The following is a 25,310-nucleotide window of genomic DNA, read 5'->3' on the forward strand; positions in this document are numbered from 1 at the left end:
TCCACTATTCAAATGTTTATTTTTAAAATAAAGTGTATAAGTATGAAAATAATAAACGTTCTTAAAATGCGTATCTACGTTATACATAAATACGCATTCATATTACATTATAAATCCATTCCCTAATATTGATTATATTTAATATATGATGGATCATTGTACACCCATTGATTTCCACCAAGGTTTAACCAACCGTTTTGATTAATATATACTAAATAAGATTCTGGATTATTTAATTTACGAATAACTGAAGAAGATGTTGATGGGCCACTTCTTAAATTCACATTCGTTCCTTGTATATATGCGACACCAATTGCACTTCCATCACTATTGCTCGTCTTTACAAAATTAATGTACGAAGGGTCATTATACACCCATTGTCCATTTCCTAAGTCCAACCATCCATTACTCTCCTGATATACGACATACGACTCTGGGGAGTTTAGTTGACGAATAACTGAAGAAGACGTTGATGGACCACTTCTTAAATTCACATTTTTCCCAAGTATATAGGCAATCCCCTTCGTTTGTGGTGTTGGCTGGGGGTTTGGAGGTTGTGGATTTGGAGGATTGGGATTTGGAGCAACTCCCAAAATAGCTGCTATCCCATTTGCATACGCTTGACTTAAGTCTGCAATAAATTGTGGGTTTTTCAATAAATTAGCATCAAACGTTGTATCAATAAAAGCAGTCTCAGTTAAAATTGCATCCATCGCAGTCTCTCGTAGTACCGCATAATTTGCTTTTTTGGCTCCTCGGTCACGAAGACCATATTTAGTTAATACAGGATTGACTGCTGCATGCATTTTTTGTTGCTTTTCATATGCGGAACTACTATTAGATAGCGCATTGTAAATATAGCTTTCAAATCCAGTGCCACCGCCGCTATTAATGTGAAATGAGATAAAATAATCTGCACCAAATGAATTAGCAATATTAGCACGTTCTGATAAAGAGATGAACACATCGCTGTCACGTGTCATTTTAATATTGATTGGATAATTTGCAGATAAAATATCTCGTACACGTCTAGCAATTTGAAGTGTTAACTCTTTTTCCACTAACCCATTACCAACAGCACCAGAATCATATCCACCATGCCCTGCGTCTATAACAAGTTTCATATATCTTTTTCGTTCCTTTCGTTAAGGTAATAAGCTTACATTTCTACTCGTCCTATTTTATGTTAGTTGTACAAGTTTCGTTACAAATACAAAGAAAAAACCCCCTTATGTAAGGCGGCTTCTATCACTTTTCTTTAACCAATTTAAAATGAATATGTACGATTGATAGTGGATGTAACGTATGCAAAACAAAATAAATATAAGAGCTATTCCAACACCGCTGTATAACAATCCAAACTTTAAAAAGATGTTCAAAAGAGGTGAAAAATGAATTGCGTTTTGTAATGCAAATAACATGCAAAACAAAATTACAAACACGGGTATATATTGTAATTCATATGGTTTTCTCTTCTTATACATTCTTTTTCGAATAAAAATCTGGCATAGTTCTGCTACAATAAAACAACTTCCAACTAATACAAGACCAGCAGTCATTGTCATACATTCACCTGCCCCATATTCATTTCATCAAGTGATCAATATCCACTACATTTTCTTTACATATATTCCATTTTCCTCAATAAAACCAGATCCCACTATGAAAGATTTAGCTTGTTCCGTAAACACCTCTTGCAATACTTTTATTTCTTTCACATTTCTCTGTTTCATTATTTCTTCAAATGTAAAATACGTATTTGTCCCGTATCCATAACCTTGATAATCAAAATGAATAATTAACTGTGACAAAATAGCACTCTCTTCTTGGACACTATAATCTATTACACCAATATATGTATCATCAACTTTTACACAATACTGAACCTTTTTCATATCTAAGCTGTGTGAGTGAAACATTTCTTTTACAACGCCTTCATTTTCTGTATTTACTTTCTCAAATGTAATCATATGTTGTCCATCCTTTTACTATTATTGTATCAATTATAATTATAATTTATGAAAAAAACCTTAAGGCCGAATACGACCTTAAGGTTTTTTATTAAACTAAGCTATACGCACGCTTTGTTTCTTCGTGGAACTTATTTGTATCATATTTATGCTCAACATAAATTTGATGCCATACCATAAACGCAAGTACAGTCCAAATTTTACGGCTATAATCGCCTTTATCTGCACAATGTGCTTCCAGTAAGTTTAATACATACTGTTTGTCGATTAAATGATCCGTTTTGCTTTCTTTAATAATATTTATAGCCCAATCGTGCATTTCATCTTTTAACCAGTGACGAATTGGTACTGGGAATCCAAGCTTTTTACGATCTAATACGTGATCTGGAACAATGCCACGTGCTGCTTCACGTAAAATAGCTTTCGTAGTGCCGTTAGCAATTTTAAATTCAGTCGGAATTTTAGATGCAACGTCAAATACTTCTTTATCTAAGAACGGTACACGAAGTTCTAATGAATTTGCCATCGTCATTTTATCAGCTTTTAATAAAATGTCACCGCGTAACCATGTGAACATGTCAATGTACTGCATTTTGCTTACATCATCATAATCTTTAATTTCGTTATACAATGGTTTTGTGATATCCATATAGTTAACACTTTCATCGTAATACTTCATTAATTCAGCTTTCTCTTCTTCACGGAAGATTTTCGCATTTCCATAGTAACGCTCTTCAATTGGCGTACATCCACGCTCTAAGAAGCTTTTCCCTTTAAATCCTTCTTTAAGAGCACCACTTAATGCCTTTAGAACGCTCTTTCCTGGGCTAGGAATGTAAGAGAACATTTTTAAAGAGTTTGGCTCACGATAAATGTTATATCCACCAAATAGCTCGTCTGCACCTTCACCAGAAAGAACAACCGTTACATGTTTACGTGCTTCTTTCGCAACGAAATACAATGGTACAGCTGCTGGATCTGCTAAAGGATCATCCATATGCCAAATGATTTTTGGGAACTCATCCATAAACTCCTGCGCTGAAATGAATACGTTATGGTTTTTAACTCCTAATTTTTCAGCAGTTTCTTTCGCAACGTCAACTTCACTGAAACCGCGTTGCTCAAAACCAATAGAAAATGTTAAAAGATTTGGGTTCATTTCTCTTGCGATAGAAGCAATAATAGATGAATCGATACCACCAGAAAGGAATGAACCTACTGGTACATCACTACGCATATGCACTTTTACAGAATCGTATAATACATCACGAATTGCTTGGATATGTTCCTCTTTCGTTGCGCTTGAAGCGTTGAAATAAGGATTCCAGTAGCGATGGATTTCCATCTCTTTACCGATTTCTTTTACGAAGTAATGACCAGGCTCAATTTTATTAACATCAATTGTTAATGTTTCTGGCTCTGGACCATATTGGTACGTAAAGTAATGTTGTAGTGACGTTGGGTTTACCCCTTTGTCTTCCATTACATGCATAATACTTTTCTTCTCAGATGCGAAGAATGTAGTATCACCTTGTTGTGCGATGTATAAAGGCTTAATGCCGAAGTGGTCACGCGCACCGAAAAGTGTCTTTTCTTCACGATCCCAAATCATAAATGCGAACATACCACGAAGGTAGTCTACACATTTTTCTTTCATATGTGCATACAATGCAATGATAACTTCTGTATCAGATTGCGTTGCAAACGTCGCGCCTTTTTCAAGTAACATTTCACGTAATTCTACATAATTGTAAATTTCACCATTAAAAATAATTACATATCGATCATTTTCATAAGTTAGCGGCTGATGTCCTGCCTCTAAGTCAATGATGCTTAAACGGCGGAAGCCAAATTGTACATGTTCATCACGAAAATATCCTTCGTCATCTGGACCTCGGTGGAAAATCATCGTGTTCATATTTTCAAATTGATGTTTTTCTGTTTCTGAAAACTCTCTAGGGTTTTCACATAAACATCCTACAAAACCACACATACTTCTTACCCTCTTTCAGTTTTCATTCTGTCTCTATACTACTATATCAACCCTATTTATACTAGCATAATCAACTGAATATGGCGACCAAAAACTATAAAAAAATCACTCCATTTCACATTTTTAACAATTTTTTATGAAAACATGAAAACTAGGCAATCACCTTTCTCCGCTTTTGTCATATGATATTGCATATTGATTTCTAGGAGGGAATACCATGAGTGAAGAAAAAAAAGATTCTTCTCGCCCACCGGTTCGCAATTATTTAAAGCAAATTGATGATTTTTTCGAACAAACACCACTTCGCAATGTAATCGCTGATTTAAATCATTTTTTCCAAAAAGGAAACCGTTTATTAACATTCCCTGTAGATTTATACGAAGTTGGTGACGAACTCTTCGTAACAGCTGAACTACCAGGCATACAAAAAGAACAAATTCAAATTGAAATACAAAGTGAATACTTAAAAGTCTCTGTTAAAGAAGATATACTTGAAGAGGCAGACGAAAAAACATCTCATAACTATTATCGCCGAGAACGTTCCATTTCAGAAGCTTCAAGAATTATTAAGTTACCATATTTAATTAATAAAAAAGCAGCGAAAGCTTCTTATCAAAACGGTGTGTTAGAAATTCGTGCACAGAAACTTCCGCAACAACACGATATATTATCCATAGACTAAAAGACAAAAAAGAAGGGTGCTAAGCACCCTTCTTTTTAATCCACTAATCGCTTCATATCACGTATAATATCTTCGTATGGCGTATTACTAATACCACTATATTTCTTCATTACTTTTCCATTTTGATCAATTAAATAAAATGATGTACCATGCATTACTTGCCCATTCTCTGGTTTATCTACAAGCGATTGGAAGTTCTCTTTTGCGAACTTTGTAATATCCTCCAGCGAATAACCTGTTAACAAGTTCCAATTACTTGTATCTTCTGTAAACTTTTGAATGAATGCTTTCAAATTTTCTGGTTTATCAAGGTCAGGGTCTACACTAAACGATACAAACTGAACGTCTAATTTCTCTTCCTTCGCCATCTTCTGTAATTTCGCCATATTAGCAGTCATTGGCGGACAAACTGTTTGACAGTTTGTAAACATGAAATCAGCTACCCAAACTTTCCCTTTTAAATCTTTTGTACCAAATGGCTTTCCTTCTTGATTTGTAAATTGGAAAGTTTCTAAATCCCAGTTTAACGGTTTACGTAATTTTGAACCTGAACTGCTACAACCTGCAAGTATAAAGAGACAAAATACAACCATAAGACCAATTAACCTTTGATAACGTTTCATTATTAAACCTCTTTTCTCTTTCCTTAATTTATGTAAGTAATGTATATCATAACAAAAGTAAACACTATGAGAAAATTGTTTACGCCATTTGTTCACGAAATCGTACGATTTTACGTATGTTACTTCTTTATTTAAAGCTAATTACTAGACAAAATATATTTTACTACTATTATTTCTCTAAACATTATTTACGAGACAAAGTTCATTGTTAAATTTGTAAATGCCTATCTCCTGTTTTTTTACAATTACTTAAACATTAATCCATGTTAAACACTGTATTCCTTAACAACATTTCGGTACAATACAACTACAACGATTTTAAATGAGGTGATGTTCATGGCTAAGCGCTATGAAAATATGGATAATGTAAGTACAAAAAAATCGATTCGCTCCTTCCTACGCTGGCGTAAAGAGAGAAAACAAACAAAAAAAGACTTTTCTTTTCTAGTAGAACAATCACCTGTTAAACAAAGTAAATTTTTGCTCAATAACTTTGAAAAAACAACTGTCACATGGATTGGTCATTCCACTTTTCTCATTCAAACGAACGGCTTAAATATTTTAACAGATCCAGTATGGGCAAATAAATTAAAGTTGGTTCCACGACTTACTGAGCCAGGGCTCTCTATAAAAGAACTACCGAAAATCGATATCGTTCTTATTTCACACGGTCATTACGATCATTTAGACTTTTCATCTCTTCGCCAACTAAATGATGATGCCTTATACCTTGTTCCTATTGGGCTTAAAAAATTATTCACTCGTAAAAAATTTACCAATGTAGAAGAATACAACTGGTGGGAAAGTACAACAATTGATGAAGTCTCTTTTCACTTCGTACCTGCCCAGCACTGGACGAGAAGATCATTATTTGATATGAACACCTCTCACTGGGGAGGATGGATCATTGATAATATGACTTCTTCAGAAACCATTTATTTTTGTGGTGATAGTGGTTATTTCCAAGGTTTTAAAGAAATCGGAAACCGTTTTTCAATTGATATTGCACTTATGCCAATTGGTGCCTATGAACCAGAATGGTTTATGAAAGTGTCTCACGTTTCACCTGAAGAAGCTGTGCAAGCCTATTTAGATATAAAAGCTACACATTTCATTCCAATGCACTACGGTACTTTTGCTTTAGCAGATGAAACACCAAGAGAAGCAATAACAAGACTACGAAATAACTGGAATTTACGAATGCTACCGTGGGAACAACTACATGTTCTCTTTTTAGGTCAAACTTTCACTTATAGCCCCAGTATTTCAGAGGAAAAAACAGAAAAAATCACAGAAACCACTCATGTATAACTGCGCTACTTTTTTTTAATGATTTATCATATACTTTAGAAAATCGAAAAGGGTGATTTCTATGAAAGATTATTTACAGACTCGCTATATCATTAGCGGTAGCGCCTGTATAGCCCTTCTCATTTCCTATATTATTTTCACATAAAAAAGCTACTTGAAAATATATTTCAAGTAGCTTTTTTATTACTCTGCTAAATACATAAAACCAATTGCTCCTGGCCCTGTATGAGTACTAATAATAGGTGTTGTATAAAAAATTTCTGATTGAGTAAATCCACTCACTTTTTCAACCGCTGCTTTCATACTTTCAGCTAAAGGAATTGCTTTTGCATGCGGAATTGCAACAGCCTTTATAGACTTTCCTGCTGTATCTTGTTCAAATATTTTAGTCAGTGTCTTTACAATCTGTCCTTGACTACGAACTTTTGTCACTGGATTGTATGCTCCACCTTCAAGGTTTGCAATTGGTTTGATGTTCAGTAAAGAACCGATAAATGCTTTTCCTTTACCAATACGTCCACCTTTCACTAAGTTCTCCAATGTATCTACAACTACATATAAGCGGGTATTTTTTCTCACTTCATCAATTCGCTTTATAATATCCTCTAGTGAGCGTCCTTCATTTGCCATTTTAGCAGCTTCAATTACTTGATATGCTAAAGCATGTGTAATAAATTGAGAATCAACAACTGTTACTTTTGTATCGGTCATTGTTGCAGCACTATTGGCAGTTGCGACAGTACCACTCATTCCACTCGTCATATGAATAGAAAGTACTTCACTTCCATCTTCGCCTAACTTGTCATACATTTCTACAAATGTCCCCATTGCCGGTTGTGATGTTTTTGGTAGTTCTTCTGATTTAAGCATTTCTTCAATAAATTCATCCGGTTGTAGATCAACGCGATCTAAATATGTTTGTCCATTTACAGAGATTGATAATGGTAGAACATGAATGTCATACTTCTCAATTACCTCTTGTGATAAATCCGCCGTTGAATCTGTTACAATTTTAATTTTTTGCATATTATATTCTTCCCTTTCCAATACGCTCTCCTTGTTATTATACTAGTATTCCCATTGCTTTCAACAATTTAGAACAAATTTCACCAAATTAATTATATTTTTATATCTAAAATAAAAAAGACAGAGCTCTTAACCCTGTCCACACTCTATATCATGCATTTTTTTCAAGAGTATTTGTTTTATATACATTTGAATAATCATTCCACTTCAAACAACTTTGTAAATATTCACGGAAAGAGTACGAGAATCTTGGATTTTTATGTTTTTGAATTTTTGCAATAAACAATTGAAGACGAGACTGAATTAGAAACGCTAATGGATGCTGTGTTTGTAGGACAGGGATTTCAAATATTTTAATACAACTCCCTGTTGCATGAGTGAAATAAAAACTTTTCGTAATCACAATATCAATCCTCTTTTTCGTTGGATTTTTGAACTTCCTCCACTTTATTCTTTAACACGTTTTTCAAGTGTAGGTTTCCTATGAAAACTAAAATATTCTTAAGCGGCCCCCGTTTAGAAGTTAATACTTCATTTATATCCACCTAATTCGGCCCCTGTCCTATATATCCCTTGAGACGGGAGTCTTATTATCCATATATAGCTCGATAACTTCAGTATAAACTTATAAAAGTGAAAAGTTTGTCTAAATTTTGGAGATTCTATAATTTTTTTCTTCTATATATTGTATACGATTATATCTAGAGTATAACAAATAAATTAAAAAGTGCCTTTATAAAGAGGCACTTTTCGACTGTTTTTCTTCTCTTTTTTGTTTTCGCTTACTAACAATCTTTGATAAAGCGATGCTAATTTCATAAATACAAATAAGTGGTACCGCAACTAAACTATGTGATAAAAAATCAGGTGGTGATATACATGATGCAATAATAATCAATATTACATATGCATACCTTCTTATTTTCACAAGAAATTCTGCCGTTAAAAGTCCAATACTCGTTAAAAACATTACAACTACAGGTAATTCAAAAATGACAGCAAATGGTACTGTTAAATTCAATACAAAATGAAAATATTTTTCTGTCGTAAACATCGTATTAAACATTTCATTACCAATCGTAGTTAAAAAATGAAATAGAAACGGCATTACAATAAAATAGCCAAAACATAAACCTGCAATAAATAATATAGACAATACCGGTATATACATCACTGTCATCTTTTGTTCATTTGAATGTAAACCTGGTTTTACAAATAACCAAATTTGTATAGCAGCAAAAGGAATTGTACAAACGATAGCAAATACTGTAGCAATCGAGAAAAAAATCCACAATACATCACTTGGACCGAGAACAGTTAATTTCATTGGTAAATCTTTTACGAGCCAAAAATAAATGTCCTTCGTAAAAGTAAATCCAATAATTAAAAATAGTACAAAGGATAAAACTGTATATATTACTCGTTTACGAAGCTCAACAATATGTTCTACTACGCTCATTTCCCGATCTTCCATCTCGTTCACCACACTTTATTTATCCCATTACGAGGAAAATTCATCACATTTTTTCCTTCTTTTCCTTCTCTTGAAATGCGTCATCTGTCAATTCTTTCGTTGATTTTTTAAACTCTTTTAACGTTTCTCCTAAAGCCTTCCCGATTTCCGGCAATTTTTTAGGTCCAAATAAAATGAGTACAGCTACTAAAATTAAAATTAACCCTGGAAAGCCAATATTTGAAAACATTTCCCCATCCCCTTTTTTTAGTAGATTCCTTGTCCTACTATTACATAATTTTATTTTGTCAAAAAAGTTTGAAAACGTCAACAAGTCCGTTGTCTTTTGTCAAAAAAATTCAAAAATATAATCAATTATACAAATTTCATTTTCTATTGTCTTTGTGTATGATATGGTAAGGGAAACGACATATTATTTTATGATAGTAGAAAGGATTTGCATTATGACTGAAAAAATGACACGAATGACACATTTTGTGAAAGAAGAAATTGCAAATGCAATTACACATGGTATCGGTGCCATTTTAAGCATCCCTGCCTTAATTATATTAATTATTCATGCTTCTAAACATGGTACTGCATCTGCTGTTGTTGCATTTACTGTTTATGGTGTAAGCATGTTCTTACTGTACTTGTTTTCGACGTTGCTACATAGCATTCACCATCCAAAGGTAGAAAAATTATTTACTATTTTAGATCACTCAGCCATCTATTTATTAATCGCTGGCACATATACTCCGTTTCTACTTATTACACTTCGTGGACCTTTAGGCTGGACGTTACTCGCTATTATATGGACACTTGCAATTGGCGGTATTGTCTTCAAAATTTTCTTTGTACGTCGCTTTATAAAAGCATCAACTTTATGTTATATCATTATGGGATGGCTCATAATCGTTGCTATAAAACCACTTTATGAAAATCTAACTGGTCACGGTTTTTCACTACTATTAGCAGGTGGAATTTTATATTCTGTCGGTGCTATATTCTTCCTTTGGGAAAAGCTACCTTTCAATCATGCCATTTGGCATCTTTTCGTATTAGGTGGTAGTGCAATGATGTTTTTCTGCGTACTATTTTATGTATTACCAGCAGCATAAAAAAAAGGTTTCAGCTTAATTTAAGCTGAAACCTTTTTTTTATTACTTATGTAATTGAGATGCAATAACGTCTTGTGTATGTTTTGTTAATTCTTTAATATCCATACTTGCATATTCTTCTTGTGTAATTGGCTTAGAAATTGTTACCGTTGCATGTGCCGGCTTCATACGATTTCCATTTGCCTCAAACATTTTATATGTACCATCTAACGTTACTGGTAAAATAGCTACGCCAGATTTTACTGCAAGGTGAAAACTACCAGCTTTAAACTCTCCAATTTCGCCACCCTTACTTCTCGTTCCTTCAGGGAAAATTACGATAGAATGTCCATTCTTTAATAGTTCAATTCCATCTTTAATCGCTTGAAGAGATTGACGACGATCATTACGAACCATAAATACACAATTCATAAGTTCCATCCAAGTTGGTACAACTGGAAACTTCTTAATCTCTGCTTTTGAAACAAATCCAATTGGTTTATTTAAGTAACCTAGTAAAACAGGAATATCCATATTACTCTGATGATTACTTACAACTAGTACCGGCTTATCTTTTGGAACATTTTCAAGTCCTTTTACTTCGACTGTTCCCCCAGCTACACGTACCATTTTCTTACCAAACCAATTTGTCGTTTTGTACACAGCATTATCTTTTTCTTGCGGTGACATCGTATTTACTTGTTTTTTAAGACGCCACATTCTCGGTGTAATCGCAATTACGATTAAAATTAAATAAAAGATTTTAAAAAACGTTTGAATCATACAGAACCCCCACCTATTATCATTCCGACCTTCATTATACTAGACAAACGAAGGAAAAAGAAGAAAAAATGTCCAAACAACAAGTGTTTGGACATTTTTAAGTATTCTATATTAGAAACGTTTCGCTAATTCACGTGCGTTAGCAATTGCTGCTTCTTTAATTTCTTGTGCTTTTTCAGGATTAGCATTCATACCTTCAACTGCAATATATTCAGTTTCATTTACACCGATGAATCCTAATACTGTTTTTAAGTGATTACGGCCGAAGTCTACAGCTGCATATGCTCCTTCAGAATAAACGCCACCTGTAGCTTGAATGTGAAGTGCTTTTTTGCCTTCTAATAAGCCAACTGGACCATTTTCAGTATATTTGAATGTTTTACCTGCGATTGCTACGTTATCTAAGTATGCTTTCACTACTGGTGGATAGCTAAAGTTCCACATTGGAGTTACGAATACATAACGATCTGCATGCATAAATGTTTCTAAGTTTCCGTTCATTGCTGCAACTTTTTGTTGTTGAACTTCCGTTAAAGTTTCAAAACCTTCACCTGCTGCAAATTTACCCCAAGCAGCAAATACATCTGCATCAATTGCTGGTACAGTTGTATTGAATAAATCAATTGTTACAACTTCGTCTTGTGGATGTTCGTTTTTATATGCTTCGATGAAAGCTTCTCCTACTGCCATACCGAAAGAACCTTCTGCTGAATTTGGATTTGCTGTGATAAATAGTACTTTTGTCATTGTATTCTCTCCCTTTTTCTAATTTATCTTTAATTCAAGATTTATAATTCGAAAGTAAATAACTTACCTTATGTAAGTATAATACAAAAAGTCTTACGTAATGTCAATAAAAATAGCTACTTTTTTTTCGTAAGTTAATAAAAATTATATTGTTTATTTTTTTGTATATAAGCATTAGGATTTTAACCAATAAAAAAACTACCTCCACATTTCATGGAGATAGTCTTTATTAATCATTACTTTTGAAAAACATGTTTCACTTTTTCAGCCGGAATATTACTTCCACCTCTACCTTTTACATCTTCAATCATCATTGTAATGACCATATCAGGTGAATTTAAATCAAACGCAGCAAACCAACCTAGTTCTTTTCCTTCTGCCTCTTTTGATGCTTTTAATTCTGCTGTTCCTGTTTTACCAGCAAGAGTCATACCATCAATTTTAGCAATTTTTCCAGTACCATCTGGATCGTTAATTACTTTCGTTAATGCTGTTTTTAATATATCCTGATTCCCTTTAGAAATCACATTTTCTTTCCAAGCTTTTGGTTGTTTATCTGTTTTAATGATGTACGGCGTGGGAATCGTTCCATCATTGACAATTGGTGCATACGTTAAGGCTAAATGAAGAGGAGTCATTAAGACTTCTCCTTGTCCGTATCCTGTATCTGCCATTTGAATATCATTTTTAATGCCGTCATTTGCAATTTTAGAAGCAGGGAATCCGTATTCGATTGGTAATTTCTCATCGAATCCGAATTTTTTCGCTTCAGTCATAAATTTATCTTTACCTATTTTCAAAGCTTCTTGTGCGAAGTAAATATTATCCGAGTATTTCATCGCCTTATCAAAATCAATCGGATTTGCATCTTTTACACGTGTTACATAATAATTACCCCAAGAAGAATCTTTCGTCCATTTCAATCCTTCAATTTTCAATTCTTCTTTCGGATCAATCGTTTTTGTTTCAAGACCAATTGCCCCTGTAATAGGCTTAAATACAGAGCCTGGAACCGATAATTGTGTGAATCGATTCGTCATTGGTTTTTTCGGGTCATTATTCCAAGCTTCACGTTGAGCTTTTGATGTCCCTCTCGCAATAAGATTAGGATTGTATGCTGGACTACTCACAAGCGCAATCGTTTCTCCACTTTTCGGATTGATTGCTGCACTTGATCCAGCTTCTCCTTTCATTTCATTATAAATTTTTTCTTGTACAACACTATCGATAGTTAAAGTTACATTCTCTCCATCAACAGCATCTGTCTTCGCTAAATTTTTAATTTCTTTTCCTTGTGCATCTTCCATGAAGACACGGCCACCTTTTTTACCACGTAGCTTTTCTTCCAATATTTGCTCTAAACCAGCTTTACCTACTGGATCATCAGCTTGATAGCCTTTCTTTTGTAGCGTTTTTAAATCTTCCGCATTCACTTTTCCAATATAACCAGTAAGATGTGCTGCTGCTTCTCCTAATGGATATGAACGAACATTTACTGGTTTTGTTGCAACACCTGGTAAATCAATGTACGTATTTTGCGTTTCTCCCTCAGGTAAAATTCCAATTGGTACGAGATACCCTGGTTTTACCCATTTAGCAGCTAGTTTCTGATCAATTTCTTCTACAGACACATTTAACAACTTCGCTACAGTTTCTTTCGTTTGTGGAGCAGCATCTCCTAATTTTTCTGGAATCATTCCGATTTCAGAAGCTTTACCATTCGTCGCAAGACCTTTTCCATTACGATCGTAAACTTCACCACGTTTTGGCTGTGTTGTCTGCATACGCACTTTACTATCCTTTGTCATACCTGGGAATATAAAATCAGGAGTCCAATCTATTTTCCATGATTCTTTATCTCCGTCTTTTTCTTTCACCATTTTTGCTTCATGGCTAAAAGTGATTTTACCACCAACTGTATCCATACTTACCTTAAAAGGAACAGGGCCTTCATCTTTTTTATCTTCTTTTACTTCTCCTGTTTCTACCTTTAAGTCTTTCACTTCGATACCAGAATAAATCTTTTCATATTTCTCAGTAAACTCTTTCTTTGAAATATCTTTTTTTGCATTTTCTGATAATTGATCATACATATCAGCAAATTTTTGCTTATTCCACGCTTTTGCATATGTATCAAACGCTTCTTGTGGTTTTTCTTCTTTGCCGCATCCGACTAGCATTAATGCAAAGCAAAGAAAAAGAATCCCCCATATTTTTCTCAACCGATTCTCCTCCTCTTTCTATCTTAATACTCTTGAAAATTTTAGCATTTTCACATGCTATATTTCATTATAGCACTATCGAATATCATCTATAAACTTATATCGATGAATATAAATAAAAAGATTGATGCAAATTTTTACATCAATCTTTATTATTATTGTTGCTTCTCATATACATGGTAATAGTACGTATACGGATTTTTTTCATCCGTTAAACCTTTTTCTACAAAAATCTCTTTCCAATTTGTCATGTCTATTTCCGGGAAAAATGTATCCCCTTCAAATGCATAGTGGATTTTTGTTATATATAGCTTGTCTACGTAAGGTAAAAAGAGATCATAAATTTGCGCTCCGCCAAAAATAAAGATTTCTTCTTCATTTTTGCATAGTTCAAACACTTCTTCTACAGAATGTGCTACTTCACAGCCTTCAACATGATACCCTTCATTACGCGTTACAATAATATTACGTCTTCCAGGCAGCGGTCTACCAATCGCTTCGTAGTTCTTTCTGCCCATAATAAGCGGGTGGCCCATCGTCGTTTTTTTTACATACTGTAATTCACTTGGTAAACGCCAAGGTAAATTATTATCTTTACCAATTACTCTATTTTCATCCATTGCGACCATAAATGAAATAATCATTTTTTCATCTCCTCTACAATTACACTGCAACAGGTGCTTTAATTGCTGGGTGTGGATCATATCCTTCAATCGTTAAATCTTCCATTTCAAAATCGAACACAGATTTCACATCTGGATTTAATGTAAGTTTCGGGAATGGACGTGGTTCACGTGCTAATTGCTTTTCTACTTGTTCAAAATGATTTGTATAAATGTGTGCATCTCCAATTGTATGAACAAATTCGCCAACTTCAAGACCACATTCATGTGCAATTAAATGTGTCAGTAATGAATAGCTTGCGATGTTAAATGGAATTCCAAGGAATATGTCACCGCTTCTTTGATATAACTGACAAGAAAGCTTTCCATCTGCTACATAAAATTGAAATAGCGTATGACAAGGCGGTAAAGCCATGCTTGGTACATCCTCAGGATTCCAAGCAGAAACAATTAGTCGACGTGAATCTGGTGTTTTCTTAATCATTTCAATTACATCTTTTAGTTGATCAAGCGTTTCACCAGCTGTCGTTTTCCAAGCACGCCATTGCTTTCCGTATACGTCTCCTAAATAACCATATTTATTCGAAAAATCATCATCTTCTAGAACGTTCTTTTTAAACAATTCCATTTGCTCATCGTATTGCTTCTTAAATTCCTCATCTTGTTGTGAGCGAAGACCGAAATCTGTCATATCAGGGCCATTATATTCGTCACTTTCTACCCAGCTCTTAAACGCCCATTCATTCCAAATATTATTATTATGTTGCAATAAATAACGAATATTTGTATCACCTTTCATAAACCAAAGTAGTTCACTTGCTACAAGGCGAAATGGGACTCTCTTTGTCGTTAATAAAGGAAACCCTTTACTTAGATCAAAACGCATTTGGTAACCAAATACAGATACAGTACCTGTCCCCGTACGATCTTCTTTCTTCGTACCGTGCTCCATTACATGACGGCATAAATTTAAGTATTCATATTCAGCATGTTTCATATGTAAGAAAACCTTCTTTCAATCTTATATGCAATTTATCATAACATGAAAAACAGCGAATTTAATAATCCAAATTAATAAAAAACATTTCTATATTAACAGAATTCTACCTCATTTATTTTCTTACAAAATGTAAATTCATAATCGCCCGATCCTAGTTCCTTTTCAATCCTATCTCTCGTTTCCCATTCAGCTTCCTGAATTCGTAACGTTGCTGTAGTATTTGCTGGCACTGAGATATTTAATATAGCTTGTTCATGTTCTACACGCCAATCAATTTTAATTTCTCCATACGCTGTTTCACGCTTTATATTAATCCATTCTAGATTGGAATCAAAATGAGGCTGGATATAAAAATGTTTATATCCAGCCTTTGTTTCATTCACTTCTAGCCCAACAATATATCGGTATATCCATTCAACGATAGAACCGTATGCGTAATGATTATAAGAATTCATGCTATCCTTCCAAAGTGTTCCATCTTCTTTCACACCATCCCAATGTTCCCAAATCGTTGTAGCACCTTTTTTCACTTGATATAACCAAGATGGATAATCTTCATGAAATAGAAGCTTACAAGCAAGGTCATGACGTTTAAACTTGCTTAATATTAAATTTAAATACGGTGTTCCTATAAAACCAGTTGTTAAATGATTTTTATTTTCTTTTAAAAGCTCAATTAAGCGATTAAATATTTTCTCCTTCACATTATCATTTACCAATTCAAACAAAAGCACCAATACGTGGGCCGTTTGGGTATCTGAAATTAATCTACCATTTGGTGTAACGAATTCATTTTGAAATGCTCGAACAATATTTGCGTGTAACTCTTCATAAAACTTAGCATCTGTATTTTCACCTAAAATCTCAGCAATTTTTTGTAGTAGCGATGTAGAATACGCATAAAACGCTGTCGCAATAAAATGCTTGTCAGTTCCACCTTCATATACATCCGGTTTCGTATCTAACGCAAGCCAATCTCCTAAATGATAACCTGTATCCCATATATACTCGTTCTCACCTTGTGAACGTATGTAATCTATATACTTCTTCATACTGTCATATTGTTCTTTTAAAACCGATACATCTCCGTAATGCAAATAGTGAACCCACGGACATATAATTGCTGCATCCCCCCAACCTCCAGAAGTATCAAGATCAAAAGCTTCTCTTTTTCCAAACGCATCCGGAATAACTAAAGGCACAGCCCCATTAACATTTTGATCTAACGATAAATCTTGAAGCCATTTCTTAAAAAACGATTGAACATTCATTAATTGTGTAGCTGTTCCGATGAACATTTGCGCATCCCCAGTCCATCCAAGTCGATCATCTCGCTGAGGACAATCTGTCGGCACATCAAAGAAGTTACCTCTTTGGGACCATTCTACATTATGATGAAGCTGATTGATTAATGGGTTGGACGTTTCGAACTTAGACGCTTTTTCCATATTAGTATGTAATACGATCCCCTCAAAATTTGTTAATTGAGGTGGCTGAGTTAATCCACTTATTTTCACATACCTAAAACCTTGATATGTAAAATGAGGCTCAAACTTTTCCTCTTCTTCTCCTTTTGCAATATACACTATTTTTTGTTTTGCCTTTCGGAGGTTTCCAGTATAAAAACTACCGTCTTTATTTAATATTTCAGCATGTTGTAATTCTATTTTTTGCCCAATATAAACATGACGGACTGTAAATCGCACCCATCCTACCATATTTTGTCCCATATCAATGAGCCACTCGTGATTTGGTAGTTTTGAAATAGAGATTGGTTTTATGACTTTCATTTTACGAATCGATTCGTTTTCTTGTGCAACAATTATTTGTTTAGAATACTCAATTACTTCAACATCCTCAAGCTCTTGTCCACTTTCTTCTAACCTAGCGTCGTAAACTTCTCCTTCATAAATTTCAGAATACAAAATAGGGCTTTTTTCTACCTTCCAAGTTTCATCTGTTACAATTTTTTCTTTCGTTCCATCCTCATACGTTATATGTATTTGAGCAATGATCGCACGCCTTTCCCCGTAATAATTACGTATATGATTCATTGTAAGCGGTCCTTTAAACCATCCATTACCTACCAGTACAGAAATAGCATTGTGCTCATCCTTTAATAAATGCGTTATATCAAACGTTTGATACAATATTCTCTTATCATAACTTGTCCATCCAGGAGTAAAGTAACACTCTCCAATACGCTCTCCATTTATAGCAGCCTCATATAATCCTAAACTTGTTATATATAAACGTGCTTTTTTTACTAATTTTTCAATAAAAATATTTTTATTAAAAGACATAACTTGTGTTCGCTCTTTTTTTGCAGCAATCCAGTTTCCCGTCCAATTGTCACTTTGTAATCCAGTCTCCCAAAATGCTACTTTTGACCAAGATGACTCTTCTGCATGATTATCCCACACCTTCACTCGGTAAAAATAGCGTGTCTCCGTTCTATATAGAAAGGAATTGATCGGTATATGTAAACTTTGATCTGTTTCTACTTTCTGTGAATCAAATACTATATTTTCAAAATCTTTATCCTTCGCAACTTGCAATTGATAAGCATGTTGTTTTACATTTCGGTTATTCGATTCGAGCTGCCAACTAATTTTAACAACTTTTGAATCTATGCCTATCGGATTAATTTTATTATCGCAAAGTACTTTCTTTATTGTTAACACGCTTCTTCACCATCTTTTTATTATAATTAATTTAAATTAATTATAATAAAAATAAAATTCTAAATAAATAATAAATTTATTTATTCTTACAAAATTATTAACTTTCTGTATTTAAAAAGGGTTTCACTTTTCTATTACAGAAAGTATAGTGCGGAACATAAAAATTATATTTGGAGGTTGGAAGCATGTCTAAAATCAAAACTCCTGTTTTAAGTACGTTACAACATAAGGTTGAGAAGATGATGAAGGATTTAAACGTTCCTGGCGCTGCTGTAGCTGTTATAAAAGACGGCGAGGTCATTATTTCAGAAGGTTTCGGTTATCGTAGCATAGAGAAAAAAGAGGCTGTTACTCCGCAGACACGATTCGCAATCGGTTCCGCAACGAAAGCATTCGGAACACTTTCATTAAGCTTATTAGCACAACAAAAAAAGTTTAATTGGGATACTCCTATCCAAACTTACGTACCTAACTTCTCTCTATCCGATATGCTCGCTAACTCGCAAGTTACAGGACGAGATTTAGCTTCTCATCGAACTGGTGTAAGTCGTCATGAGGCTCTCTGGTACAGCTCTTCCTTATCTCGAAAAGATCTAGTTGAAAAAATAAAACATTTACCACTTGATGCGCCGTTCCGAACAGCGTTTCTATATAACAACTTAATGTATGCGACAATTAGCTACATTGTGGAAAACATTACAAATCAAACGTGGGAACAATACGTTACAGAACATATTTTAGAGCCTTTAAATATGAATCAAACAAATTTCTCTGTTACAGACTCACAAAATACAGACGATTATGCTTTACCTTACATGGAAAATGACGGTGAAATAAAAGAAGTTCCATTCCGTAATATCGATACAGTTGGCGCTGCTGGATGCATTAATTCTACAATTGAAGATATGGCAAATTGGGTACTTCTTCACTTAAACGAAGGAAAGTTTGGAGATCATGAATTAATCTCCTCTGAATTATTACAACAAATGTATACACCACACAATTCCATTCCAGATCAACCAGTTTTATCACTCCCTGAATCTCCATTAAATAGTTACGGCCTTGGTTGGTTTATTAGCGCTTATCGTGGTAATAAAGTGATTCATCATGGCGGTAATATTGATGGATTTTCGGCACTTGTTTCATTCATGCCAAAAGAAAATGTAGGCCTTGTCATTTTAACGAATGCTGGAAGCACATTACTCCCTACTTATCTTGCTAACCAAATTTATGACGATCTACTTGAATTAGAAGGTATCGATTGGCATAAACGTGCTGTAGAAGATACTGAAAAAATGAAGGAAATGATGAAAGAAGCAACTGAATCCCTTCCTGAACAAATTAAAGGGACTGCACCTTCTCACAAATTAGAGGACTACACTGGTACTTTTGAGCATCCTGCTTATGGAGCATTACAAGTATATAAACGGGATGATTCATTACACGTACAATTTATGGAGATGGAGATTCAATTACAGCATCATCATTACGACATTTTCTCCGCACCAGTTGACTTGTTCCAAGCAAAAATGAATCTATTATTTGCATATGAAATGAATGTGAATGGTGAATTCCCATCACTTCAGTTACATGTGCCCGCTATGCTAAGTACTCAGCCGCTTACATTTACTAAAATTGAATAGTTAATTTCATAGAGGGAAGCTTTCGCTTCTCTCTATTTTTTCACAAGTAGAAATTCCATCTAAAACCAATAATTTATTTATCCGATTAAACAAATAATACTTTAGTACTACTCAAACCATTCATCATTATATAAGCTCAAAATACTCCTTTAGCTTGTAAAAAAAGAGCAATCTTATTAGTTGGTTCATATAAACTATTGGATATTTGTAAGTCTGTAAATGCAAAGATACATAGTAAAATAGCAAAGCTAGCAATTAATATCACTTTTCTATTTTTCATCATGCTCCCTACTTTCCACTATGCTTTAATATAAAATTCCCCATTTCAATTGCTAAATCTTCACTTTGAGGATAGACACCTACGTTATCTCCATAAGCGTGCCCTAAACCACGATAAAGAACTGTTTCGGTATCAACTCCTTTGTTAGTTAATTTAGCTGCATAAGCTAAGCATTCTATCATTAAAAAATCATGCTCTCCTACCGTAATAAATGTACTTGGATAGTCTGAGGATACATCAACATATGGACTTAAATACTTAGAATTAATTTCTTTCGTACCAAGTACTTCTGACATACCTCCAACCATTGAATGCATAATATTAAGCATTTTTTCTAATCCTTTTTTATACTTTGGAGCAATTTCATATTTATCTATACTCCAAGAATAAAACTCATCTTCATAATCACACATGTTAATTGTAGGATACAGTAGCAACTGTCCCTTCACGTACTTCCTACCATCTTCCAAATCTTTAGTTGTACAATACTGTGTTAAGTTCCCTCCTGCACTATCACCTGCTACAAAGATATTATTCTTATCACCGCCTAATGTGCCAGCATTCTCATAAATCCACTTTAGAGTAGTGTAACAATCTGTATGCCCAGTTGGAAAAGGATTTTCTGGAGCTAATCGATAATCCACAGAAACGGCTAGTATATCTGTTTTTTCTACTATCAATTTCACAAGTTCTTCTACCACATCAGGTGATCCTGCCATAAATCCGCCACCATGAATAAAGTATAAAATTGGTGCATTCTCTCGTTTAGTACTACTGTTATAAATTCTTATAGGTATATCATAGCCATCTTCCGCTTTCACTGTTTTATGCGCAATATTTATGTCTTTAGTGACAATTGGAACACTTTTAATTCCATTAAATTGTTTTCGCATATTCTTTACCGATTTTTCAGAAGCATCCATTTTCATCATATTTTTAGGCATAAACCTCATTACATTCATTTGAACCTTCGTATCCTTATAAAGGCGTGGATCCATCGCTCCTTTTTCATCACAATCTGGTATGTTTTTTACTAAGACTTTTGCCCCCTTCACATTGATGGTTTCTTGTTTTTCTTGAATTTTTTCTAATAAGTCTAAGTCATATTTTCTAGTCATCTAATATTTCTCCCCTCTAAATTCAAGCGCTTTCATTATTCGGGATTATATAACTTCCCGTTTACTAAATAAAAATACGTTCCATGTACAAAATGTACCATGGAACGTATTTTTATTGTTGTTCATATTTGATTCGATTATAGTCATTTTTTGATATGATATTTTTCCTATACTGTAATGGTGTATATCCATATTTGTCTTTAAACTGTGAAATAAATGATTTCACATTTGGAAATCCATGTTTCAGCGCTATATCTTGTATAGAATTTGTACTTCTAATAATATCTTCATACGCTTTATAGAGCCTGTATCTCGTTAAAAAAGTGGTGAAATTTGATCCGAATGATTTTTTAAACATACGTGAAAAATGTTCTTCACTTACAAAAAAATGTTTAGCCACATCTTTCAGTTTTAGTTCCTCATCATAATGTTTGTAAATATACGTAATTATTTCTTTCTGTCTATTTTCAAGTTGAAAATCATTGTTTATATTCTCCCCATCTTTGCAATATCGCAATAGAATATAAACAATTTCATAAATTAAACTATTAATTTTTATGTAAGTTAAATCATCAGAGTTTGTGACTAACCCCTTTAATTCATAAAACATTTGCTGGAGGTTAGTTTTCTGAACAACTGATTCTTTTATATTAAATCTATATTTATCAAAATCTTCATTTAGCTCTTTAAGAAATTCATAAGAAATAATTAGCATCATGACTGCACAACTTGTATTTTCAACTTTTTCAAATTCATGAACATCTCCACTATTTACAAAAATAAATTCACCCGCGGATACTTTCTTTTTTTGCCCATTCACATACAAGAAAACTTCTCCATATACGACTAGACTAATTTCAATACTTCTATGCCAATGCGGAGGAATATAATAGTGAAAACCAGTAGGTAACATTGTGTCCTCTATATATTCAACCATTCCTGGAATTCTATCGTGTAATTTTATTTCTTCATATTTTCCTTGCCTGACTTTCAATATTCCACCCCCCTTTTTATATTATAAAGTAAACGTCAAGTTTCTCATTACATTTCTGCATTTGGAGTATACACAACCTCTACGATAAATCCATTAGAATCGTAAAAATCAATCGAAATGAATCATCCAAATAATGATTCATTTCGATTGGACCACGCATTATTTTCACCTTAGTATTGGAAAGAAACTCTGCTACTTCATCGACCATTTTTCTTTTAATAGCTTGCTAACAAATATGTCTCGGTCCTAACGTCCTTACACTTTCCACGTCTACTTCTTTAAAATACATTTCACTTTCTCCTGTACTTTATGCCACTTCATTTAATTTCCCACATCCAAATAAAGGATAATAAGGGTACAGTACAGAATTCTTTTATTCGACTAATCAAATTATAAGGAGGAAAAGTTGTGTACACAGAAATTTTCAAAGAAGTTGTTTCAATTACTCACCACGATTATTCGGGGTTTCTCGATAAAAAAGGATGGGACGACCCTACTACATATTTACATAAGATTGAACGATTAGAGAAACATGGAGAGTTAACACCAGTACAATTTACTGAAATTGTAGGAGATTACTTATTAGACTTTAAAGATAATCATATGTTTTTCAAAATGACTACAAAAAAACAACCACTTAATAGTGTTGGGTTTCAAGTTAAACGATATGAAGATCGGTTATACATTACATCAGCTAACCAAGAAAAACGAGTGAAAAAAGGACAGACTATTCTTGCATTAGATAACATAAAAATTCCTGAGCTATTAATAAAATATAAAAAATATTTAAATGAGACTACCTATGATCGTGAAAAATGGGACTATGCTTTATCGAAGTCATCCAATTGTACAATTATAGATGAAAATGGAGTAACCCAAACTATTCCTTTACAAAAGTATAAACAAATCGGTTACACGCCTAACTATTCATTAGAAAAGTATAATGAAGATACACTCTTAATTACTTTGACAGACTTCACAAATACTGAAGCTGTTAATCAATTAATAGATACATACAAAAACGAGCTTGATTCTTTTCCGAACTTAATTATAGACGTCCGAATGAATCTCGGTGGAAGTGATGACGTTTTTTTCAACTTACTTCCGTACTTATTTGAAGACAAAGAGATTTCGCTTTTCGATTCTTCGGATACAATGCAATTAAATCATACAGAAAGAAACTTTCATTTACGAATGAAAGACTTCGAAAATGAAGATTATGATTCTTTAGACGAACTTTCAAGATTATTCACTGATATGTTTATTCAAGATTTAAAAAAGAATTATAAAAAAGGATTCGTTACATTTGATACTTCTGGGTTACCAAAAGAACTTCAATCATTAAAAATACACGGAAGAAAAATGCCAAGTAAAGTATTAGTACTAACAGACGTAACATGCGCAAGCTCCGGCGACTCCTTTGTAGAAGTAGCAAAAAAATCATCTAAAGTGAAAGTAATAGGTCGCCCTACCGCTGGTGTAAATGATTATTCTAATTTAGCAGTAATGGAATGGGTTGATACATTTGCTCTTTGCTACCCTACTTCACGGCTTTCTATTATAGATAAAGGCGAAGGAATGTCCGGAATTGGTATACAACCGCATATACATATCCCTTGGACTCCGGAACATATACAAGAAGATGTGGATTTAAAGTTAGCATTACAACTGCTTCAAAACGAAGAATGGTAAAAAATAAAGGTAGATGTGAATCACACCTACCTTTTCTATTTCATATCAATCTTTTCTGGCTGAAACCAAATTGGCTTTGATAACTCAAAGTCTTTATGATCCTCTAAAACTATAGTAAGACGTTCTAACATATCATCTAACATATGCGGCGCTGCTCGTAAACACCAAACAACTGAAGAGAAAACCGTCATGCCAACGTACACCGCATACAATTTCCAGAACTCCTCTGGTATTCTACCATTAAAGTATCCTTCTATTTGTCCGATTGAATACGGGATACTAACGTCTCTTGCAAATAATGCAATTTTTACAAAATCATGCAGTGGATCGCCCCAATCATAGCCATTAAAATCAATAACACCTACATATTTTCCATCCCGTACAATTATATTTTCTAAATGAAAATCATCGTGTTGAAATCGATTCGGACGGTTCTTTACATACATTTCATTTTCATCTATAAACTTAATAATTCTATCATCATTTTCTATTTTGATTCCGCATGTTTTATATGCCTCTAAATATTTTCTATGTTTTTCCATTGCTCTTTCATGCCAAGGCAGTAAGTCCTTGGGAGCTTCATATACATGCATTTTTGCTAAATCTTTTCCTGCTTCTATACCAATTTCATATTGTTCTTTTGGCGTATATGTAGGCAACAGCTTTTTCGCATCTTCCCCCTCTAAATATGAAAAAACACTATAGCATAAACCTTCTTCTTCCAATATGCTAAGTTCAATTGGTCTTTGTACCTGCACGTTTCGTTCCTGCATTTCATTCAAAATTTGAAACTCTATTTTCTTTCTTTCAAACTCTTTTATATCGCCTGTCCGTAACAAATACTTTTCATCTTCAGTAGTCGTAATGATATATTTTTTATCAGGAGAGAAACCTTTAGAGATTTCTTCAATATTTGCTGCATCTTTTACTATTTGTATATTGTTTTGCCATGCTGTAATTGTCTTCATGTCTATTCCCCTTACATTTCCGCATTCGGTGTATACGCAACCTCTACAATAAAACCATTCGGGTCATAAAAGTCTATTGTATAGTACCCATCCGAATAATGATTTATTTCGATAGGACCACGTATAATCTTCACATTAGTATCGACTAAAAATCCTGATACCTCATCAACTACTTTTCTATTAATAGCTTGATAACAAATATGTCTCGGTCCTAACGTCTTTACAATTTCCTCGTCTACTTCTTTAAAATATATTTCACTTTCTCCCGTACTATATGCTCCTTCGCTTAATTTTCTCCATCCAATTATTGAAAACAACATATCGTAAAAAGAAATAGACTCCTCTAAATTTGCTACCCAAAATTCAATATGATGAATACCTGCTCTAAGTGTATTCAT

Annotated in this window: 24 protein-coding genes and 2 pseudogenes; 5 read left to right on the forward strand and 21 right to left on the reverse strand. The window is 33.7% G+C overall.

Annotation, left to right across the window (positions count from 1 at the left end):
- Nucleotides 1-122: 122 nt before the first annotated feature.
- From ACP6L7_RS01165 to asnB, 4 genes are all read right to left on the reverse strand, one after another.
- Nucleotides 123-1,124 carry an N-acetylmuramoyl-L-alanine amidase gene (locus tag ACP6L7_RS01165; RefSeq protein ID WP_097831950.1) on the reverse strand — a complete coding sequence of 334 codons (1,002 nt, stop codon included), beginning with the start codon at nucleotides 1,122-1,124 and terminating at the stop codon, nucleotides 123-125.
- Between the two features lie 105 nt (nucleotides 1,125-1,229).
- Nucleotides 1,230-1,565, reverse strand: coding sequence for a hypothetical protein (locus ACP6L7_RS01170; protein WP_097831949.1), 336 nt, complete (start codon nucleotides 1,563-1,565; stop codon nucleotides 1,230-1,232).
- A 45-nt stretch (nucleotides 1,566-1,610) separates the two neighbouring features.
- Nucleotides 1,611-1,970 carry a GNAT family N-acetyltransferase gene (locus ACP6L7_RS01175; protein WP_097831948.1) on the reverse strand — a complete coding sequence of 120 codons (360 nt, stop codon included), beginning with the start codon at nucleotides 1,968-1,970 and terminating at the stop codon, nucleotides 1,611-1,613.
- Between the two features lie 91 nt (nucleotides 1,971-2,061).
- Nucleotides 2,062-3,963: an asparagine synthase (glutamine-hydrolyzing) gene (gene asnB / locus ACP6L7_RS01180; RefSeq protein WP_000333827.1), complete on the reverse strand. Its 1,902-nt coding sequence runs from the start codon at nucleotides 3,961-3,963 to the stop codon at nucleotides 2,062-2,064.
- A 217-nt stretch (nucleotides 3,964-4,180) separates the two neighbouring features.
- Here asnB and ACP6L7_RS01185 point away from each other — a divergent pair, with 217 nt between their 5' ends.
- Nucleotides 4,181-4,645 carry an Hsp20/alpha crystallin family protein gene (locus tag ACP6L7_RS01185; RefSeq protein ID WP_097831947.1) on the forward strand — a complete coding sequence of 155 codons (465 nt, stop codon included), beginning with the start codon at nucleotides 4,181-4,183 and terminating at the stop codon, nucleotides 4,643-4,645.
- Nucleotides 4,646-4,680: 35 nt separating this feature from the next.
- On the opposite strand, the gene ACP6L7_RS01190 is transcribed toward ACP6L7_RS01185, so the two are convergent.
- Nucleotides 4,681-5,268 carry an SCO family protein gene (locus ACP6L7_RS01190; RefSeq protein WP_097831946.1) on the reverse strand — a complete coding sequence of 196 codons (588 nt, stop codon included), beginning with the start codon at nucleotides 5,266-5,268 and terminating at the stop codon, nucleotides 4,681-4,683.
- 336 nt (nucleotides 5,269-5,604) lie between these two features.
- Here ACP6L7_RS01190 and ACP6L7_RS01195 point away from each other — a divergent pair, with 336 nt between their 5' ends.
- Nucleotides 5,605-6,579 carry an MBL fold metallo-hydrolase gene (locus tag ACP6L7_RS01195; protein ID WP_097831945.1) on the forward strand — a complete coding sequence of 325 codons (975 nt, stop codon included), beginning with the start codon at nucleotides 5,605-5,607 and terminating at the stop codon, nucleotides 6,577-6,579.
- Between the two features lie 183 nt (nucleotides 6,580-6,762).
- On the opposite strand, the gene ACP6L7_RS01200 is transcribed toward ACP6L7_RS01195, so the two are convergent.
- From ACP6L7_RS01200 to ACP6L7_RS01215, 4 genes are all read right to left on the reverse strand, one after another.
- Nucleotides 6,763-7,605: a DegV family protein gene (locus ACP6L7_RS01200; protein WP_097832042.1), complete on the reverse strand. Its 843-nt coding sequence runs from the start codon at nucleotides 7,603-7,605 to the stop codon at nucleotides 6,763-6,765.
- A 151-nt stretch (nucleotides 7,606-7,756) separates the two neighbouring features.
- Nucleotides 7,757-8,008, reverse strand: coding sequence for a DUF2535 family protein (locus ACP6L7_RS01205; protein ID WP_000629009.1), 252 nt, complete (start codon nucleotides 8,006-8,008; stop codon nucleotides 7,757-7,759).
- Between the two features lie 330 nt (nucleotides 8,009-8,338).
- A complete protein-coding gene (gene tatC, locus ACP6L7_RS01210) occupies nucleotides 8,339-9,079 on the reverse strand; it encodes a twin-arginine translocase subunit TatC (RefSeq protein WP_097831944.1) in 741 nt (246 codons plus the stop codon).
- A 43-nt stretch (nucleotides 9,080-9,122) separates the two neighbouring features.
- Complete coding sequence (locus ACP6L7_RS01215; RefSeq protein ID WP_000492443.1) at nucleotides 9,123-9,308, reverse strand: twin-arginine translocase TatA/TatE family subunit; 186 nt, start codon at nucleotides 9,306-9,308, stop codon at nucleotides 9,123-9,125.
- A 214-nt stretch (nucleotides 9,309-9,522) separates the two neighbouring features.
- Between ACP6L7_RS01215 and trhA the strand changes: the two genes are divergently transcribed.
- Nucleotides 9,523-10,179, forward strand: a complete 657-nt coding sequence (trhA, locus tag ACP6L7_RS01220) for a PAQR family membrane homeostasis protein TrhA (RefSeq protein ID WP_000136879.1) — start codon at nucleotides 9,523-9,525, stop codon at nucleotides 10,177-10,179.
- Nucleotides 10,180-10,221: 42 nt separating this feature from the next.
- On the opposite strand, the gene ACP6L7_RS01225 is transcribed toward trhA, so the two are convergent.
- The 6 genes from ACP6L7_RS01225 to ACP6L7_RS01250 all read right to left on the reverse strand — a co-directional run bounded on the left by ACP6L7_RS01225 (nucleotide 10,222) and on the right by ACP6L7_RS01250 (nucleotide 18,217).
- Nucleotides 10,222-10,941 (reverse strand): lysophospholipid acyltransferase family protein, encoded by a 720-nt coding sequence (locus ACP6L7_RS01225; protein WP_097831943.1) that lies wholly within the window; start codon nucleotides 10,939-10,941, stop codon nucleotides 10,222-10,224.
- Between the two features lie 111 nt (nucleotides 10,942-11,052).
- Nucleotides 11,053-11,688, reverse strand: coding sequence for an FMN-dependent NADH-azoreductase (locus tag ACP6L7_RS01230; RefSeq protein WP_097831942.1), 636 nt, complete (start codon nucleotides 11,686-11,688; stop codon nucleotides 11,053-11,055).
- Nucleotides 11,689-11,924: 236 nt separating this feature from the next.
- Complete coding sequence (gene pbpC, locus ACP6L7_RS01235; RefSeq protein ID WP_097831941.1) at nucleotides 11,925-13,910, reverse strand: penicillin-binding protein 3; 1,986 nt, start codon at nucleotides 13,908-13,910, stop codon at nucleotides 11,925-11,927.
- Nucleotides 13,911-14,065: 155 nt separating this feature from the next.
- Entirely contained in the window at nucleotides 14,066-14,554 is a 489-nt protein-coding gene (locus tag ACP6L7_RS01240; RefSeq protein WP_097831940.1) for a dihydrofolate reductase, read from the reverse strand.
- 19 nt (nucleotides 14,555-14,573) lie between these two features.
- Nucleotides 14,574-15,530: a thymidylate synthase gene (locus ACP6L7_RS01245; RefSeq protein ID WP_002118973.1), complete on the reverse strand. Its 957-nt coding sequence runs from the start codon at nucleotides 15,528-15,530 to the stop codon at nucleotides 14,574-14,576.
- Between the two features lie 95 nt (nucleotides 15,531-15,625).
- A complete protein-coding gene (locus tag ACP6L7_RS01250; RefSeq protein ID WP_097831939.1) occupies nucleotides 15,626-18,217 on the reverse strand; it encodes an alpha-L-rhamnosidase in 2,592 nt (863 codons plus the stop codon).
- 185 nt (nucleotides 18,218-18,402) lie between these two features.
- Between ACP6L7_RS01250 and ACP6L7_RS01255 the strand changes: the two genes are divergently transcribed.
- Nucleotides 18,403-19,860: a serine hydrolase gene (locus ACP6L7_RS01255; protein WP_097831938.1), complete on the forward strand. Its 1,458-nt coding sequence runs from the start codon at nucleotides 18,403-18,405 to the stop codon at nucleotides 19,858-19,860.
- A 145-nt stretch (nucleotides 19,861-20,005) separates the two neighbouring features.
- On the opposite strand, the pseudogene ACP6L7_RS01260 reads toward ACP6L7_RS01255, so the two are convergent.
- The 4 genes and pseudogenes from ACP6L7_RS01260 to ACP6L7_RS01275 all read right to left on the reverse strand — a co-directional run.
- A pseudogene (locus ACP6L7_RS01260) lies at nucleotides 20,006-20,140 on the reverse strand (phosphatase PAP2 family protein); the annotation flags it as partial.
- A gap of 8 nt (nucleotides 20,141-20,148) precedes the next feature.
- Entirely contained in the window at nucleotides 20,149-21,258 is a 1,110-nt protein-coding gene (locus ACP6L7_RS01265) for an alpha/beta hydrolase (RefSeq protein WP_097831937.1), read from the reverse strand.
- 112 nt (nucleotides 21,259-21,370) lie between these two features.
- Nucleotides 21,371-22,252 carry an AraC family transcriptional regulator gene (locus ACP6L7_RS01270; protein WP_097831936.1) on the reverse strand — a complete coding sequence of 294 codons (882 nt, stop codon included), beginning with the start codon at nucleotides 22,250-22,252 and terminating at the stop codon, nucleotides 21,371-21,373.
- Nucleotides 22,253-22,299: 47 nt separating this feature from the next.
- Nucleotides 22,300-22,613: pseudogene (locus tag ACP6L7_RS01275) on the reverse strand (VOC family protein).
- A 47-nt stretch (nucleotides 22,614-22,660) separates the two neighbouring features.
- Between ACP6L7_RS01275 and ACP6L7_RS01280 the strand changes: the two are divergent.
- Nucleotides 22,661-23,944 carry a S41 family peptidase gene (locus ACP6L7_RS01280; protein WP_098361872.1) on the forward strand — a complete coding sequence of 428 codons (1,284 nt, stop codon included), beginning with the start codon at nucleotides 22,661-22,663 and terminating at the stop codon, nucleotides 23,942-23,944.
- A 35-nt stretch (nucleotides 23,945-23,979) separates the two neighbouring features.
- Here the strand turns inward: ACP6L7_RS01280 and ACP6L7_RS01285 are convergent, their stop codons facing one another.
- Nucleotides 23,980-24,912 (reverse strand): aminoglycoside phosphotransferase family protein, encoded by a 933-nt coding sequence (locus ACP6L7_RS01285; RefSeq protein ID WP_097831934.1) that lies wholly within the window; start codon nucleotides 24,910-24,912, stop codon nucleotides 23,980-23,982.
- A gap of 11 nt (nucleotides 24,913-24,923) precedes the next feature.
- Nucleotides 24,924-25,310 carry a VOC family protein gene (locus tag ACP6L7_RS01290; RefSeq protein WP_097831933.1) on the reverse strand — a complete coding sequence of 129 codons (387 nt, stop codon included), beginning with the start codon at nucleotides 25,308-25,310 and terminating at the stop codon, nucleotides 24,924-24,926.

Source organism: Bacillus silvicola (assembly GCF_050524305.1).
Lineage (GTDB): Bacteria > Bacillota > Bacilli > Bacillales > Bacillaceae_G > Bacillus_A > Bacillus_A cereus_AT.